This is a genomic window from Vibrio sp. OPT20, from assembly GCF_963889365.1.
GTDB classification, from domain to species: Bacteria; Pseudomonadota; Gammaproteobacteria; order Enterobacterales; family Vibrionaceae; genus Vibrio; species Vibrio splendidus.
The window spans coordinates 559,350-574,426 of the sequence record NZ_CAWPOA010000031.1; the positions used below are offsets into that span (position 1 = coordinate 559,350).

Here is a 15,077-nt window from a genome sequence, read left to right on the forward strand (position 1 = left end):
AATGGTGTTGACTTCGAATACACGGCGCCACTCTTCGACATCGGTATTACCCAGACCATAACCTTTAGGACCATAGTAGCCAGCGTTGTTGATCAAGATATCAATCGACTCTATTTGCGAAGTGAGGTGGCTCACCGCTTGGTAATCGGTTATCTCTAATTGAATGCAGGTCAGGTTGCTGTTGTGGTCTGCGAGAGAGAGCAGTTCTTTTGCTGAGTTAGCATCACGATAAGTCGCGTACACCTTGTGGCTACCTTCCAAGTATTGTTGAGTCAGGCTTAAGCCAATGCCGCGATTTGCTCCAGTAATGAAAATAACGCTCATGGTGATTCCTTTTTAGTTCAATTAGTTAAGTTTGATGGCTTAACACGAGAAAATCAACGCTCCACCAACTGGCCATTAGCATTCCTACAAAAATCATTACTGCTGCTACTGAGCCGCAGATCACCCCAAAGATGAGTATTAGGTTTTTCATTGGTGTCTCTTTTTGAAAGTTAAGTTAATGATAACTATTATCATCAATTAAGGTTGTCGCCTAGGCTGAGACTGTTATGATTTTGAGAAAGATACGCAATTAACCTGATTATGATTCCTTTAATTTACCACCCAATCTATTCGCAGTTACCTTTACCAGAAGGTCACCGTTACCCGATTAACAAATATCAGTTGTTACACAGTGCTGTTGAAGCATTAATAGTTAGAGATCCTCTATGGAAGCGTCAGTTTGAAATCTTCCAACCAACGCCGGTTTCGGTTGAACAGGTAAAACAGGTTCACGATAGTGAGTATGTAGATTTGCTTGTTTCTGGTAATTTGCCCGCAGCAAAGATGAGACGTATCGGTTTCCCCTGGAGTGAACAACTTATTGAGAGAACACTCTACTCAAGTGGTGGAACCTGCTTGGCCGCTGAAATGGCAATAGAGAGTGGTTTAGCGATTCATTTGAGTGGTGGTTATCATCACGCACACCATGATTTTGGTAGCGGCTTTTGTTTGTTGAACGATCTGGTGTTAGCGGCAAAACATGCGTTGACCTTTGAACACATCGATAAAGTGCTTATCGTCGACAGCGATGTTCATCATGGTGATGGCACAGCGACTCTTTGCCAAGAGAATGACGACATCATTACTTTGTCGTTCCACTGCGACAAAAACTTCCCTGCACGAAAACCGTTGTCTGATTTAGATGTGCCGTTAAGTCGTGAAACAGAAGATGAAGAGTTCTTACGTTGTTTTGAACAAGTCACTAAGTTAGCGATTGCTCACCATCAACCTGATCTGATTATTTATGATGCGGGGATCGATATCCATCAAGACGATGAGCTGGGTTATTTGAATGTTTCGACAAAAGGGATATTTGAACGCGACTGTTTCATGATTGAATTAGCGAAATCAGAGTCTATTCCGATGGCATGCGTAGTTGGTGGCGGATATCGAACTCAGCACCAAGATCTGGTTCCAATTCACATGCAGTTATTGAAGGCCGCATTTGCTGTTAGCCGTTGAGTGGTGAGCTTGTGTGATCTCCAGATACAAAAAAGCCGCTGATTTCTCAGCGGCTTTCTTTAATGTGGTGGAGGGATAGGGATTTGAACCCTAGAACCGCTATTAACGGTTGCCGGTTTTCAAGACCGGTGCTTTCGACCACTCAGCCATCCCTCCAATGGCGCGAATAATATAGGGGTGTGATTCGCTTGTAAATACCCTTATCAACTGACTGCTTTTTTTATGAACAAGTTTGTGCATTTTTATATGGTTAGAGTGAAAATACATCGAAAAATGTTCCTGATCGTTTCGACTTAAGGGATTAGGTATCGTTTGAGCAAGGAAAATGGAGAAATGATAGAATACAACTGATGTGAGGAACGTAATTAGGACCGAAGCCTTAGCTTTTGGTGTGTAGCCACCATTCCTCATTAGGGTTAACTTGCCTTTGCTGTTTATAAGATTCATAATGAATGCATCTTATAAAGTGAAATATCCCACCATGCATATCACACGTTACACTGATTATTCCCTACGAGTGCTGATCTATTTAGCGATCAACAACCAATCTCTTAGCACCATCGGCGACATTGCTAACAGTTATGGTATTTCTAAAAACCACTTAATGAAGATCGTTCAGCAACTCAACCTCAAAGGACATCTGATCGCCACAAGAGGAAAAAATGGTGGTTTGAAACTCAGTTGCCATCCAAGTCAGATCAATATAGGTACGTTAGTTCGAGAGTTAGAAGACAAACGTAACTTGGTTGAATGTTTTGGCGAGGATAATAGCTGTGTCATTACACCAAATTGCCAATTGAAAACTATCTTTGCTGAAGCTCAAGAGTGTTTTTACAAAAGCTTAGACGCTTATAGCTTGCAAGATCTCCTTGGAGAAGGGCACAGCTACAAGTTAGGGCAACTTTTGGCGGTTGAAGTTATTTAAAAGTAAGCAAGTTTTGTTTACTCACTAGGTTTACGATGATGAAAGATTTAAATCAAAACCCCAATAATGGCGTTTCAATGACGGCATTTTTCGAACTCGCGTTTCGACCATTTTTTTTGTTTGCATCACTTTTTAGTATTGCAGCGTTAGTCGGGTGGGCCGCGTTTTGGAATGGCAGCGCAACCTTAAATGTTTATGGCGGTGCAATGTGGTGGCATATTCATGAAATGTTGTTTGGCTTTGCAGCCACTGTCGTGGTTGGTTTTTTACTGACGGCCGTACAAAATTGGACGGGTGTCCGCAGCATTAACGGACGCGGGTTAATGATACTTCTGGCTATCTGGTTGTGTGCAAGAATAGCCATGTTCCTGCCTGAAGTTCTAAGCCCTTGGCTGGTGGCTGGACTCGATTTACTGTTTTTACCTATCGCTGTAATTTATCTTGCTCACAATATTGTCAGTGTGAAGCTTTGGCGAAACCTGTTGTTCGTCCCCATTTTATTGCTAATGACTTTTGCCAATGCCGCAATGCACTATGGCGTTTTATTTCAGCAGCCAGTCTTAATTTCACAAGCTAGCACAAGCATGGTGCTGTTGGTGACCCTAGTCATGTGCATTATGGGTGGCCGAGTTTTTCCTATGTTTACCGCTAATGGCACACAGACACCACGAACCCCTGCATTACCATGGCTTGAAAAGCTGAGCATCGTGAGCACGATTTTCGCCGTTGTGTTGAGCTTTCAGATACTTCCAGTTCCACAAGATCTCGTTGCTTTCGTGTTTATTGTCAGTGGCTTGGCAAATGCGGTTAGGGCGGTAAGGTGGAAAATATGGGTTGCTTTTAAGACTCCTCTTGTGTGGTCTCTACACTTAAGCTACTGGGCCATTTCGTTAGGGTTGGTTTTGTATGGCGTTTCGATCATTTCGTCATTGGTCACACAATCACAAGCGATTCATGCATTAACCGTTGGTGGAATGGGAGTGATGATCTTATCAATGATCTCACGTGTGTCTTTAGGGCATACAGGCCGAACTATTGCGATTGGTAAAATAATGACTGCGGCGTTAATCGCCATTGTTTTTGCCTTTATTGTTCGAGTGTTTGGTGGATACTTTACCCATGATATTGTCTCTATCATCACCTTATCCAGCGCTCTGTGGGTCGCTGCATACAGTTGTTTCGTTGTGTTGTACTTACCAATTTTAATAAAACCAAAAGCTTAAATTACTACAAGTTGCGAATGTTCAATATTGATGACTTTAAAGTTGCATTTGAAATGCATCTTTAATATTATGTCTGCAGTGAATGACTTAAACACAATCAAAGAGAGTATGATTATGAGCTGTTGTGGCGGATGTGGTGGTTCAAACCACGAAGAAAAAGCAAATGAAGCTGAACAAAAGAAACAAGCAGAGCAGCAAGAGACTAAGCAAGAAAACGCTTAATTAAAGTAGCGCTCAAGCCAAATTTAGAAATCCAGAGACCTAGATGAAGCCTCTGGATTTTTTTTATTTTTATGGATTTATGATGAGTGCCTGAAACAAGCCTAAACACGATTCGAGCCTGCAGTGAATTCTGACTCTCTAGCGAGTAACTGTACCCGATTGGCATGCACCACCAGTCTAGTCATATTGAATGAACGCGCTGTGCAAATAAGTTTGGTCTAAGGTATGTATCGATGACTGGAGTGTGGAGAGAATACAAATTGAGCTAGCCAGTGATATTCAAACAGCTATAGAGTCGTAACAGGGCTTTAAACTGTTCAGAATGAACCAAACAATCTGTCTTTGGGGAATAGTTGAATCTTAAACTTTAGATTCGATTCACTTTACGTCAGACGCAAAAAAGCCGCTGATTTCTCAGCGGCTTTCTTTAATGTGGTGGAGGGATAGGGATTTGAACCCTAGAACCGCTATTAACGGTTGCCGGTTTTCAAGACCGGTGCTTTCGACCACTCAGCCATCCCTCCATTGGCGTGAATAATATAAGGGGGAGACTGCCTTGTAAACCCTTAATTATCATAATCTTGTTTGGTTGCTTGTTTTCTAGTCATTAACGGCAATAAAAAAGGGAAGCCATTAGCTTCCCTTTTCTGTTTGGTGACTATTTAGTCATTTTTTGTGTAGAAACGCTGTAGCTCAGTCAGGCCTTGCATCAACACAGGTAAGCGAGGGCTTACGTTTTTCAGACGTTTGTAATTCTGGTCGTACAATTTGTAGTTACCAAATTTATCTAACACCGTTGTTTGCTGGTCAGTAACAAGAGCAAGTTCACGAGAGTCGCCCGCGAGAATCCACTTTCTTTTGCGCTCATTAAACAGGCTGCGACCGCTACTGAAATCTGTTGGGTTTGAAGATACGCCCAATAGCTCTTGCATCAACGTTACAGACACGTCCAGATGACTAGAACGGTGAGTGTATTCAGAAGCAGACTTACCAGGCCAGTTGATAAATAGTGGCACTTGTAACTGATAACGACTGTAGTTGGAGTTTGCGCCCCAGCTGTTGGTCTTAGTTTCGTTAAACTCGCTACCGTGATTAGAAGTAATGATAACCACCGTGTTGTCGGTTAGCTCTAAGCGTTCCAGTTCAGCGTAGATTGTTGCTAGCTGAGCATCGGCTGCTTGAGCAGACTTTTGATAGTCTGCAGCAAAACGTTCTGCTGTCGTTAACGTTGAGTCTGACTCTGAACTTGAATCGTAGCTAGAGAAGTTATCCAGCGTGGTCAGCTCAATGAAGTTAAACCAAGGACGTTTAGCTTGTGGTGATTGAATCCAGTTAGACCAAGCTTGTATCGCGCTTTTGTCATCATAAGTTGCTTGCTCTGGCATAACATCACGGCCTCGGAAGATGATTTCCGAGTAAAGTGCATCGTCAAAGTTGTCGCCACTGAAAGCCGCAAACTTATAATTGTGATTATCTAATACATCTAACAGTACTGCACTTGAACCCTGAGCTTCGATGCTGCTTGCGTAGCTGCTTGGAAGGCCATAGAACAAACCGAAGATACCAAACATGTCGTTACTTGAACTGTAGTGATTGGTGAAGTTGATCGATTGTTGTGAGTATGCGTAGCTGTTTGGCATCGCTGTGGCATTAAGTGCATCAGAGCGAAGGTTGTTTACACTCACCATCAGGATATTAAGATCATCACTGCGGCGGTTGTATTGAATTTTTTCGAGCGGGTAGCTAACTAAGTTTACGTTCTCTTTGTTGGCTTCTAAACGCTGTAGATACTCTTCACGGTCTAACAGACCATGTTTTTCCATAAAGCTTTTCGCTGTCATTGGGTATGACAGTGGGAAGTTCGCTTTCTGGCTAGTAATTGGGTTGTAGAAATACGCATCAGCCCACATGTAGGTCAAGTGGCTGCTGATAAAACACAAGAAGAAGACCGCAGTAATCGGACGGCCAATGTGTTTATGAGACAGTTTACGTTGCTTACGCCAAACCCACTCAGACAGACCTAGCTGCAATAAGAAGATAAGTGGCATAACAATGAAGAGGTGTTGCAAATCAGATGTGAATGCAGACTCCTCTCCACTGAATAAAACCTCCCACACGACAGGTGTCAGGTGGAGGTTTATATTTTGATACGTTTGGGTATCAATCAGTAGGACAGTTAAACCTATGGTTGCAAAGCAAACGGCAACCAAACGTAATAACTTCCTCGACGGAAGAATAAAAGTGAGCGGAAACAGCACTAATAGATAAAGCGCGAATACTAAAAATCCGAAATGACCAACCCAAGATGCAGCCAAATAAAATTGACCCAATAGGGTTTCTGGCCAAGCAGATTGAGTAATATAACGAGTACCAATCAACATCGCAGCAATGATGTTGAAAAATGCAAACCAGTGACCCCAACCAACAAGTCGAGATACGCGATCGCTATATGAGTTTGCGCTGTCTACCATTTATAATTCTTTTATCCGTCAATCAAATTTAGTGAGACTTTTTATCTTCAAGAGAAGAGATTAAAGCTTCGGCAAATTTTTCAGCAATTCCTTTGCGTTGTGAAGCAGCAACATTCTGATTTAAGACATTGGTTGCGATATTTCCAGCGATCATCAGTGAAAGTTCTGGTGAAGCTTTGTGCTTCGTGAGTACAGCACCTACTTCAGCTAGGATTTTTTCAACTTGATCATCTGTGTATTTAGATATAATCGGCATAAGGACTCTAATAATGATAGTAAAAGCGGCTTATGATAACCTACTATGCACGACAACTGAAACCTGAACGGTAATATTTTCACTATGAGCCTTCACCTTTCCAACGTAATTTTACACCAGCTGAGCAAGAACGATCAGGATGAACTGATTGTTAACTATCGTGCTGAATCTCTAGAGAACGATGCTTCATCTGAAAGCCTAGTTGCTGAACTTCACCGTGTTTTTAATTCAAAAGCAGGCAAAGGGTTTGGTTCTTTCAAATCCGACAGCGAATTCCAGCAGTCGTTGCATGAATTTCGAGCGGGAGAGCAAAGTTTCTATGATTTCTCTCAAAAAAGTGCGCTACGTCTAAAAGATGAGTTATCGAAGTACCCATTTGCTGACGAAGGCACTTTGGTACTCGCTGAATACCAATCACTGGCGACAGACTACCTTTTCATCGGTTTACTGCCTTCGAACCAAAGTTTGAAAGTGACTGAAGGGCTAGACATCAGTGCGACTGATTACCTTGATATCTCAAAGATGGATATTGTGGCGCGCCTTGATCTTTCAACATACGACACAGACAAAGAGTCAAACCGTTACTTAACTTACATTAAAGGACGTGTTGGCCGTAAAGTCGCGGATTTCTTCTTAGATTTCTTACAAGCTGAAGTCGGTTTGGATGCGAAACAGCAAAACCAAGTACTGATGCAAGCGGTAGAAGATTTCGTTTCAGACTCTAAGTTAGAAAAAGAAGAAGCGATCAGCTATAAAAAGCAGGTTGCGGATTACTGTAACGAACAGCTAAAAGCGGGCGATGAAGTTCAAGTTCGTGAACTTTCTGGAGAACTGCCAGCAAGCACAGATGGTACAAGCTTCTTTGACTATACTAGTGAGCAAGGCTACGAGTTAGAAGACAGTTTCCCTGCTGATCGCGCAACTATGCGTAAACTAACAAAATTTGTTGGTGCTGGTGGCGGTTTGAATGTTAGTTTTGATAGTCTGCTTCTAGGCGAACGTATCTTTTACGATCCGGAGACAGACACGCTAACGATTAAAGGCACTCCACCGAACTTACGTGACCAACTGACTCGCAATAAGTCATAGTCCGAAGTTAATGAGTAAAAGCGGCAGCAAGATGTTGTCGCTTGTTTTGTGCTTAGTCTTTTAGCAAGTGTCATGGCTTCAAGTTAACACGCACAAGGAATATAGATGGAACAATCAGTAGCAAAGCCCAAACGCTTTAAAAAACCGGCCACTTTCTTGGTTGTGCTCTTGGCTCTGTGGCTACTTCCTTCATTGGCTCTCCTTAATCTAAGCCGTTCCTACACCAATTCTCTTGCTCAAATTGAAGAACTCGGTATTCGCGTCAATGAATTGAGGCAATCGCTTTATTTCTCTGAGCCGCTGCGAGTTTCTCGTATCAATGAGTTAGCACTTGATGCTCAGTTGGTTTATTCGATCCGACTGCAGATTGAATCTGATTTTCAACACGCCTTGTTTCGCCCTGATGTGAATCAACTGCTTTATGTAGCCGATCAGTTCCTAGAAAAGTTTGATGAGTTCATCCCGATAGAAAGCCAGGTTCAAGACATTGTTGACAATATTAAGATACTGCGCGCTGATAAAGAGCTTTCCCCTAAACTAAAATCGCTACTCAACGAATTCGGCGTTGTTGTCTTTGAAGCGATGTATTCTGACAATCAAAGCTCGTCAGCGACTTATCGTGCGTTTGATTCCATTCTAGAAAAATCATATTCATTAAAAACTGAAGAGCAAGACGCACTGCAACAATTATTGGCTGATGCCTCTGCGTTGTTGAGTGATTACGCTCAGCTCAATTATTTAGTCGATAAAATCAAGAAAAACTCGGTGAACGAACAGATCATTAAACTTGAAGCTGAGTTCCATGACCGTCAATTTAACCTATTGCTAGTGATGCTAGGTTTAAGCTTGGTAACGATGATCACATTAGTGTTGTGGGGCGTTAGATCGAGAAAATTGATTCAACAAGCAGACAATGAACTGAGCCCTGAACCAGTTACCGATTCAAGTAAGGAAAATGCTTCCTCTGCGGTGAAGCAACCAAGTGATGACTCTTCCGTATTGGAGATTACGCCACCGAGTAAACATCCCGACCTTCAACCTCAAGAGGGCGTTAACGTAACAAGACAGAAAATTGTTCAGCAGAACACTGAGGAAACTCCAGTGGCAGAGAAACACATCGCAAGTGTCACTGATTCAAAGCCTGCGATTGATATTGAAGACATGCTAGAAACGCTTGATGGTGATGCTGAGTCTGTCGAATTGCTACTTGGTGTTTTTGTACAAGATCACGCTGATGATTACACGAAGTTCAAATCTCTTCTCACTAAAGATGAAACCTCTGCTGCTCGTATTGTACATAGCTTAAAAGGTGTGGCTGGCAGTATCAAAGCATCTCGATTAGCGATCATTGCAGCAACCATTGAAATGACAATGAAACAGTCGAGAGCGATCAGTGAACACGATTTAGAAGAACTAGAGGCGGCAATAAAAGCCTCTATAGATGCTGCGTTTGAATATTTAGATAAGCAGCGTTAACTTTTGTAGGAATTTTGACAATACTCTGACGAAGTGCTCATACAATCCGCGCCCTTAGTCTTTGTCAGAGGTTTACATGTTACGATTTTCGAGTCGACGTTGGATGGTGTTGGTGCTTAGTATTGTGCTAAGTGGTTGTTCTCTATTAGAAGTTAAGTTAGATACTCAGACGACGCCTCTCACTCAACAAGAGCTGAATGCTCGAATCATGACGCGTGAATACGCCAAGATGTTTTTTACGCGAGTAGAAGGCTCAGCCGATCTCATTGCTCAATCTTACCCTGCTGATGACACCCTACATCAATCTTACGTCTTGCTTTGGAAGATCCATGCGGAGCAGGGCTTACAGCAAGCGGCTTATCAAACTTCACCGATGTCTGCCTTAATCGATTCGTGGGTGTTCACTGCCCAAATGAGTCAGTTTTATCGCCAAGGCGATGGTGCGGATCTGTTCGCAACGGATGATGCGGTAGAGACTGCTCGTTTTCTTGATCAAGAAGCAGAAAAACTGGCAAAGGGTGTATTGAGCTCGAGTGATTTCAAGAACAGCAAAGTGTTCGTTGCGCAGTTTGCTGCTAGCCACCCATTTAAAGACCTCACATTCAGAAGCACACCTGCTTACCGTGAATGGCTGAGCTACCTAGGTAAAGACGAGTCGCAAATTGTCCAGAGCTTAGGCACTATGCCAGAAGCCATGAGTGACGCATCCGATCGTTTAAGTTTGATGGCTGATCAGACGCCTAAACTAATGTCGTGGAAGGCGGAGCTGGTTGCGTTAAACAGCTCGTTAACGGGTGAAGACCTATCGATGACGCTGGAAAGCCTTCGTCAAACATCAGCAAGTATGCAGGACTTCATTGAGAACAACCCGGAATACATGCAAACACTGGCTTCTATTATGTCGACAGAAATGCAGCCTCTACTCAACGATCTTAGCGACAAGACAGACCAGAAATTAGCAATGCTCACTGAAGAGCGTGTGGCGTTAGAAAAAATGGTGACACGTGAAAGAGAAGCTCTGTTAGAGATGATTGCGAAAGAGCGCATTGAGATTGCAGGTATCGTGACTTCAGAAAGGGAGTTGTTTACGCAAGACCTTGACCGCGTATCTCAAGAGGTGGTGGTACTGGCGATTGATAAGCTGATGGAGTTAATCAAAAGTGTGATTATCTATTTCATCCTGTTTATCTTAGTGGTGTTCTTTGCACCGTTAGGCATCGGTTACTGGTTGGGTAAGCGAACCATAAATAGATAAATAGATAAATAGATAAATAGATAAATAGATAAATAAATAAATAGATAAACCAGTAGATCAAAAAAAGAGCGCTCTAGGGCGCTCTTTTTGCATTTATATCATTAACGTTTTTGTACTTACTTTCTAAAGCTCTGAGGCATTAACTTATGCTTGCTGCTTAGTAAGCTCTGTCGCTTCTTCAGTTTCAACGGCTGGTGCTGTTGGTTCACACTTATCAACGAACCAACCCATGTAAGAGGTCACGATAGTCACGATGATACAGATGAAGCTTAGCCACATGAACGGTGCGTAAGATAGCGTTGCAACGCCTAGAATACTCGCCATGTAGATACCGTTATCACTCCAAGGAACCATGCCTGACGTTAACGTGCCACCAAACTCAGCATTACGAGATAGGTTCTTACGTTTGTAGCCCAAACGGTCGTAGTTCTTCGCACAGATTTTTGGCGTAAGGATTAACGATACGTACATCGCAGAACCGAACACGTTACCCATGAAAGCCGTACCAATGGTGCTGGTTGCTAGAGAACCAGCGCTGTTTACACGGCGCTCGAACACTTTAGCAATTGTCTCTAGTACGCCCACTTTATCCAGTAAGCCACCAAAACCTAGACCAAATACGATAACCGCGACCGAACCAAGCATTGAAGACATGCCACCACGGTTAAGAATTGAATCAATGAATTCTACGCCAGATGAGATAGAGAACGGTGCCCAAGCAGTGTTGAATGCCGTTAGGAAATCGATCTCTTGGATCATGACTGCCCAGATAATACCAAGCAGAGAACCAAAGCTGATTACTGGGAATGAAGGCATACGGAAAGCCAACAGACCAAGCACGATCAGTACTGGAACGAATGAGTAAGGCGTGATGTAGAACTGAACTTCCATTGCTTTGATGACAGAATCTACTTGGCTCATGTCAACATTACCTGCGTAGTGGAAACCAAACGCAGTAAACATGATGCCAGTAATAATGTAGCTGATTAGCGCAACAGGCAGCATGCCTTTGATGTGTTCAACCACTTCGACACCAGACATTGAAGAAGCCAGAATCACTGAATCAGAAAGTGGAGACATCTTGTCACCGAAGTAACAGCCTGATAGCACCGCACCCGCTGTAATTGGTGCTGGAACACCTAAGCCTTGGCCAATACCCATCATCGCGATGCCTGCAGTACCCGCAGCACCCCAAGACGTACCGGTCGCCAATGCGGTTAGAGAACAGATGATCATGGTCGCTAAAAGGAAGATAGAAGGGTGGATAGCTTTCAGACCATAGTAAATGATAGTAGGTACGATCCCGCCTGAGATCCAAGTACCAACAAGAGCGCCAACGGCTAAAAGTATTAAAACCGCGCCTAAGCCATTGGATATTCCTTTGAGTGCTGCTTTTTCTAAGTCTTTGTATTCGTGGCCAAGACGAATACCAAGAACCATGATAATGAACCAACCAATATACAAGGCAAGTTGAATTGGAAGGTCAAGCTTTGCTGTAAAGGAAAAAGCAAGGGATAGAAATAGTCCTAACGCGATGAATACCTGTAATAGGTTCGGTAGGCGAGTTTTACTCTGCTTCATAAAAGCCTCTTGTTAATTCGAGCATTTATAGTGCTTCGTTATAGTGTGTGGTGCAAAACGGACACTACAGTAATTAGTTTATTATATCGAAAAAATACGCCCAAGTTGTGATATTTGACTGCTAACTCAATCAATTGTGGTTTCATAATCTGAAATTTTGTTAAATTCATGATTGTTACATGTTGAAGTTTGTCGCGCGTTGTTTTCGTTTTGTAAAATATAATTCTGATTAACCTTGGTTTAAAAGAGGGATTTACTGTTTGTGATGGGTGTCGATTCAAGCGGTTTTGGCGATGTAAATGTTTGAATCTGACGATAATGGGTGCTTTAACAATGGTGTAGACATTGAATGTCGATACAGAGATAACTGCACGATTCATTACGTTCACTTAAAAGAAACGAAAAAGTTACACTTTTTGACAAAAAGCGCTTGAGTTCTGTTTCTGAAAAACTTATAGATGGGGGAGAGCAATTTTTAATTTATACATGGAGAGTGAGCGATGAGAGTAGGTCTAGTTGGTTGGCGCGGTATGGTTGGTTCTGTACTAATGCAACGTATGGTTGAAGAGAAAGACTTCGACTTGATTGAGCCTGTTTATTACAGCACATCTCAGATTGGTATTCCTGCCCCTGTTCTAGGTGGTAAAGATGCGGGTCTACTTCAAGACGCTTTTGATATTGATAGCCTAAAACAGCTTGATGCTGTGATTACCTGTCAAGGTGGCGATTACACATCAAAAGTATACCCAGCATTGCGTCAAGCAGGTTGGAAAGGTTACTGGATTGATGCGGCTTCTACCTTACGTATGGACGCTGATTCAATCATCACTCTTGATCCTGTTAACTTGGCTCAAATTCAGCAAGGCATTCACGGCGGTACTAACACTTTCGTTGGTGGTAACTGTACTGTGAGCTTAATGCTTATGGCTTTGGGTGGCCTTTACGAGAAAGGCATGGTCGAGTGGATGAGTGCCATGACTTACCAAGCGGCTTCTGGTGCAGGTGCTAAGAACATGCGTGAACTGATCTCACAAATGGGTGTGATCAACGATAGCGTAAGTTCAGAGCTAGCAAACCCTTCAAGTTCCATCCTTGATATTGATAAAAAAGTCGCTGATACCATTCGTTCATCTTCATTCCCAACAGACCAATTTGGTGCTCCGCTTGCGGGCTCACTAATCCCTTGGATCGATGTGAAGCGTGAAAATGGTCAAAGCAAAGAAGAATGGAAAGCAGGTGTTGAAGCGAACAAGATTCTTGGCCTAGATGGTCAGCCAATCCCGATTGATGGTACTTGTGTACGAATCGGTGCAATGCGTTGTCATGCTCAAGCACTAACAATCAAGCTTAAGCAAGACGTGCCAATGGACGAGATCGAAGAGATCATCGCGACGCACAATGATTGGGTTAAAGTGGTTCCTAATGACCGTGACATCACGGCACAGGAGCTAACGCCAGCGAAAGTAACAGGCACAATGTCTGTACCAGTTGGTCGTCTGCGTAAGATGTCGATGGGTAACGACTTCCTGAACGCGTTCACTGTCGGTGACCAATTACTTTGGGGTGCTGCAGAACCACTACGTCGTACTTTGCGCATTATCCTTGCTGAGAAAGCGTAATAGGCAAGATTGCTTAAATTCTATAGCTGATAAACCGAAAGGGTTGACGATAAACGTCAACCCTTTTTAGTTTATTGATATCTCGTTATTCGGCCCTCGAAACTGCCCTTAAATCTCTTCGCATCTCGCATCTCGTGTCTGCTTTTATTCCTCGTCGGTAACGACACGCTTGTCTGGGTCTGCCAATTCACTCGCACAGTGTTTGCAATACATGGCATCCGAATCATGGCCGGCTCGGTTGCAGTTCGGGCATTTAACCAACTCTTTGTGTGAGTTCATCTCATTGCTGAGCTCTGCAGTAATAATCCCTGTAGGCACCGCTAAGATAGAGTAACCCAATAGCATGGTAAGTGAAGCGATCGCTTTACCTAACGCGGTTTGGGGAATCATGTCACCGTAGCCAACCGTGGTGATGGTTACGATTGCCCAATAAATACTGTGGGGAATACTGGTGAAGCCATTTTCTGGTCCTTCAATAACAAAGATCAGAGCGCCGAAGATAACGACCAAGATACCCACTGTACTGAAGAAGATCAGTATCTTTCGTCGTGCCATCAACAGTGAGCGCAACAAGATATTGGAATCTTGCAGGTAGCGAACCAGTTTTAGGATTCGGAAGATACGCATCACACGCAGCAGTCTCACCACCCCCATAAATGAAGCGCCAGGGAAGATGATCGCTAGGTAGGTTGGAAGAATCGCCAATAGGTCAACGACACCATAAAAGCTGGTGGCGTAGGATTTGGGTTTTGGAGAGCAATAAAGTCTCAACAAATACTCGAGAGTAAAGAGGGCTGTAAAGGTGTACTCGATATAACGCAGCTGCTGTGACCATTCGGTCATCACATTAGGGATGGACTCTAAGATCAGAACCAACAGCGAAGCCAAGATTGCAACGATCAGAGAGATATCAAATGCACGTCCGGCTGGCGTGTGAGTACCAAAGATAATGACGTACAAATGATGCTTGAGTGGCTTGCGTGACATAAGGAAAGATTCATCTTCTGTTAAATGCATTAACAATCATTATACAAGCTTCATAATAACGAGGCGAGTGAAAGCCCAATTGCTTTACTCGCCTCATCTACTGTTCAGTAGTGGTTGCCCTTTTTAGAGCAACTGAAATGCCGTTAAATGTTATGCCAAACCTGGGAACAGGTTACGTAGGCCATTGGCGATGAACTCGATGCCCAATGCACCAAGAATCAAGCCCATGATACGAGTGATCACGTTGATACCCGTTTGACCTAAAAAGCGAACGATAACCGGCGCTGAACGGAACAAAAGCCAAGAGCATGTTGCAAACGCGATGATACTAATGCCGATGCCTACGGTATCAATGGCTGCTGGATAGCGAGACCCATAAACAATGGTCGAGCTGATTGCACCCGGACCCGCCATTAGCGGCATAGCCAGTGGAACAACTCCGATTTGCTCTTTGCTGATGTATTCAG

At 43.2% G+C, this 15,077-nt stretch carries 13 protein-coding genes and 2 tRNA genes; 7 read left to right on the top strand and 8 right to left on the bottom strand.

Going from position 1 to position 15,077, the window contains the following annotated elements:
- On the bottom strand, nucleotides 1-324 hold a 324-nt coding region (locus tag AACR09_RS03700; protein ID WP_228010911.1), incomplete at its 3' end, for an SDR family NAD(P)-dependent oxidoreductase.
- 261 nt (nucleotides 325-585) lie between these two features.
- On the opposite strand from AACR09_RS03700, the gene AACR09_RS03705 reads away from it, so the two are divergent.
- The gene (locus AACR09_RS03705; RefSeq protein ID WP_054542250.1) at nucleotides 586-1,506 is read left to right on the top strand and encodes a histone deacetylase family protein; all 921 of its coding nucleotides are present in this window, start codon (nucleotides 586-588) and stop codon (nucleotides 1,504-1,506) included.
- Between the two features lie 65 nt (nucleotides 1,507-1,571).
- Here the strand turns inward: AACR09_RS03705 and AACR09_RS03710 are convergent.
- Nucleotides 1,572-1,662, bottom strand: a tRNA-Ser gene (locus AACR09_RS03710).
- 325 nt (nucleotides 1,663-1,987) lie between these two features.
- Between AACR09_RS03710 and AACR09_RS03715 the strand changes: the two genes are divergently transcribed.
- A complete protein-coding gene (locus AACR09_RS03715) occupies nucleotides 1,988-2,431 on the top strand; it encodes an RrF2 family transcriptional regulator (protein WP_004734067.1) in 444 nt (147 codons plus the stop codon).
- A gap of 38 nt (nucleotides 2,432-2,469) precedes the next feature.
- Nucleotides 2,470-3,654: an NnrS family protein gene (locus tag AACR09_RS03720; RefSeq protein WP_061024384.1), complete on the top strand. Its 1,185-nt coding sequence runs from the start codon at nucleotides 2,470-2,472 to the stop codon at nucleotides 3,652-3,654.
- A gap of 655 nt (nucleotides 3,655-4,309) precedes the next feature.
- Here the strand turns inward: AACR09_RS03720 and AACR09_RS03725 are convergent.
- From AACR09_RS03725 to AACR09_RS03735, 3 genes are all read right to left on the bottom strand, one after another.
- Nucleotides 4,310-4,400: transfer RNA gene (locus AACR09_RS03725), tRNA-Ser, on the bottom strand.
- 138 nt (nucleotides 4,401-4,538) lie between these two features.
- Nucleotides 4,539-6,347 carry a DUF3413 domain-containing protein gene (locus AACR09_RS03730; protein WP_193836024.1) on the bottom strand — a complete coding sequence of 603 codons (1,809 nt, stop codon included), beginning with the start codon at nucleotides 6,345-6,347 and terminating at the stop codon, nucleotides 4,539-4,541.
- 28 nt (nucleotides 6,348-6,375) lie between these two features.
- Nucleotides 6,376-6,603, bottom strand: a complete 228-nt coding sequence (locus tag AACR09_RS03735) for a YejL family protein (RefSeq protein ID WP_004734063.1) — start codon at nucleotides 6,601-6,603, stop codon at nucleotides 6,376-6,378.
- A gap of 84 nt (nucleotides 6,604-6,687) precedes the next feature.
- On the opposite strand from AACR09_RS03735, the gene yejK reads away from it, so the two are divergent.
- The 3 genes from yejK (at nucleotide 6,688) to AACR09_RS03750 (ending at nucleotide 10,423) form a co-directional block, all read left to right on the top strand.
- A complete protein-coding gene (gene yejK / locus AACR09_RS03740) occupies nucleotides 6,688-7,692 on the top strand; it encodes a nucleoid-associated protein YejK (RefSeq protein ID WP_017079528.1) in 1,005 nt (334 codons plus the stop codon).
- A gap of 105 nt (nucleotides 7,693-7,797) precedes the next feature.
- On the top strand, nucleotides 7,798-9,168 hold the full coding sequence (locus AACR09_RS03745; protein WP_193836025.1) for an Hpt domain-containing protein: 1,371 nt from the start codon (nucleotides 7,798-7,800) through the stop codon (nucleotides 9,166-9,168).
- Nucleotides 9,169-9,244: 76 nt separating this feature from the next.
- Nucleotides 9,245-10,423: a DHH family phosphoesterase gene (locus tag AACR09_RS03750; RefSeq protein WP_193836026.1), complete on the top strand. Its 1,179-nt coding sequence runs from the start codon at nucleotides 9,245-9,247 to the stop codon at nucleotides 10,421-10,423.
- 144 nt (nucleotides 10,424-10,567) lie between these two features.
- Here the strand turns inward: AACR09_RS03750 and nhaC are convergent, their stop codons facing one another.
- Entirely contained in the window at nucleotides 10,568-12,004 is a 1,437-nt protein-coding gene (nhaC, locus tag AACR09_RS03755) for a Na+/H+ antiporter NhaC (RefSeq protein ID WP_017084044.1), read from the bottom strand.
- A 500-nt stretch (nucleotides 12,005-12,504) separates the two neighbouring features.
- On the opposite strand from nhaC, the gene asd reads away from it, so the two are divergent.
- Nucleotides 12,505-13,623, top strand: coding sequence for an aspartate-semialdehyde dehydrogenase (gene asd / locus AACR09_RS03760; protein ID WP_017079532.1), 1,119 nt, complete (start codon nucleotides 12,505-12,507; stop codon nucleotides 13,621-13,623).
- Nucleotides 13,624-13,767: 144 nt separating this feature from the next.
- Here asd and AACR09_RS03765 read toward each other — a convergent pair whose 3' ends face one another.
- Both AACR09_RS03765 and AACR09_RS03770 read right to left on the bottom strand, forming a co-directional pair.
- Nucleotides 13,768-14,610 (bottom strand): ion transporter, encoded by an 843-nt coding sequence (locus AACR09_RS03765; protein WP_029405983.1) that lies wholly within the window; start codon nucleotides 14,608-14,610, stop codon nucleotides 13,768-13,770.
- A gap of 150 nt (nucleotides 14,611-14,760) precedes the next feature.
- Nucleotides 14,761-15,077: MarC family protein (locus tag AACR09_RS03770; RefSeq protein ID WP_228010914.1), on the bottom strand; the 317-nt coding region annotated here is incomplete at its 5' end.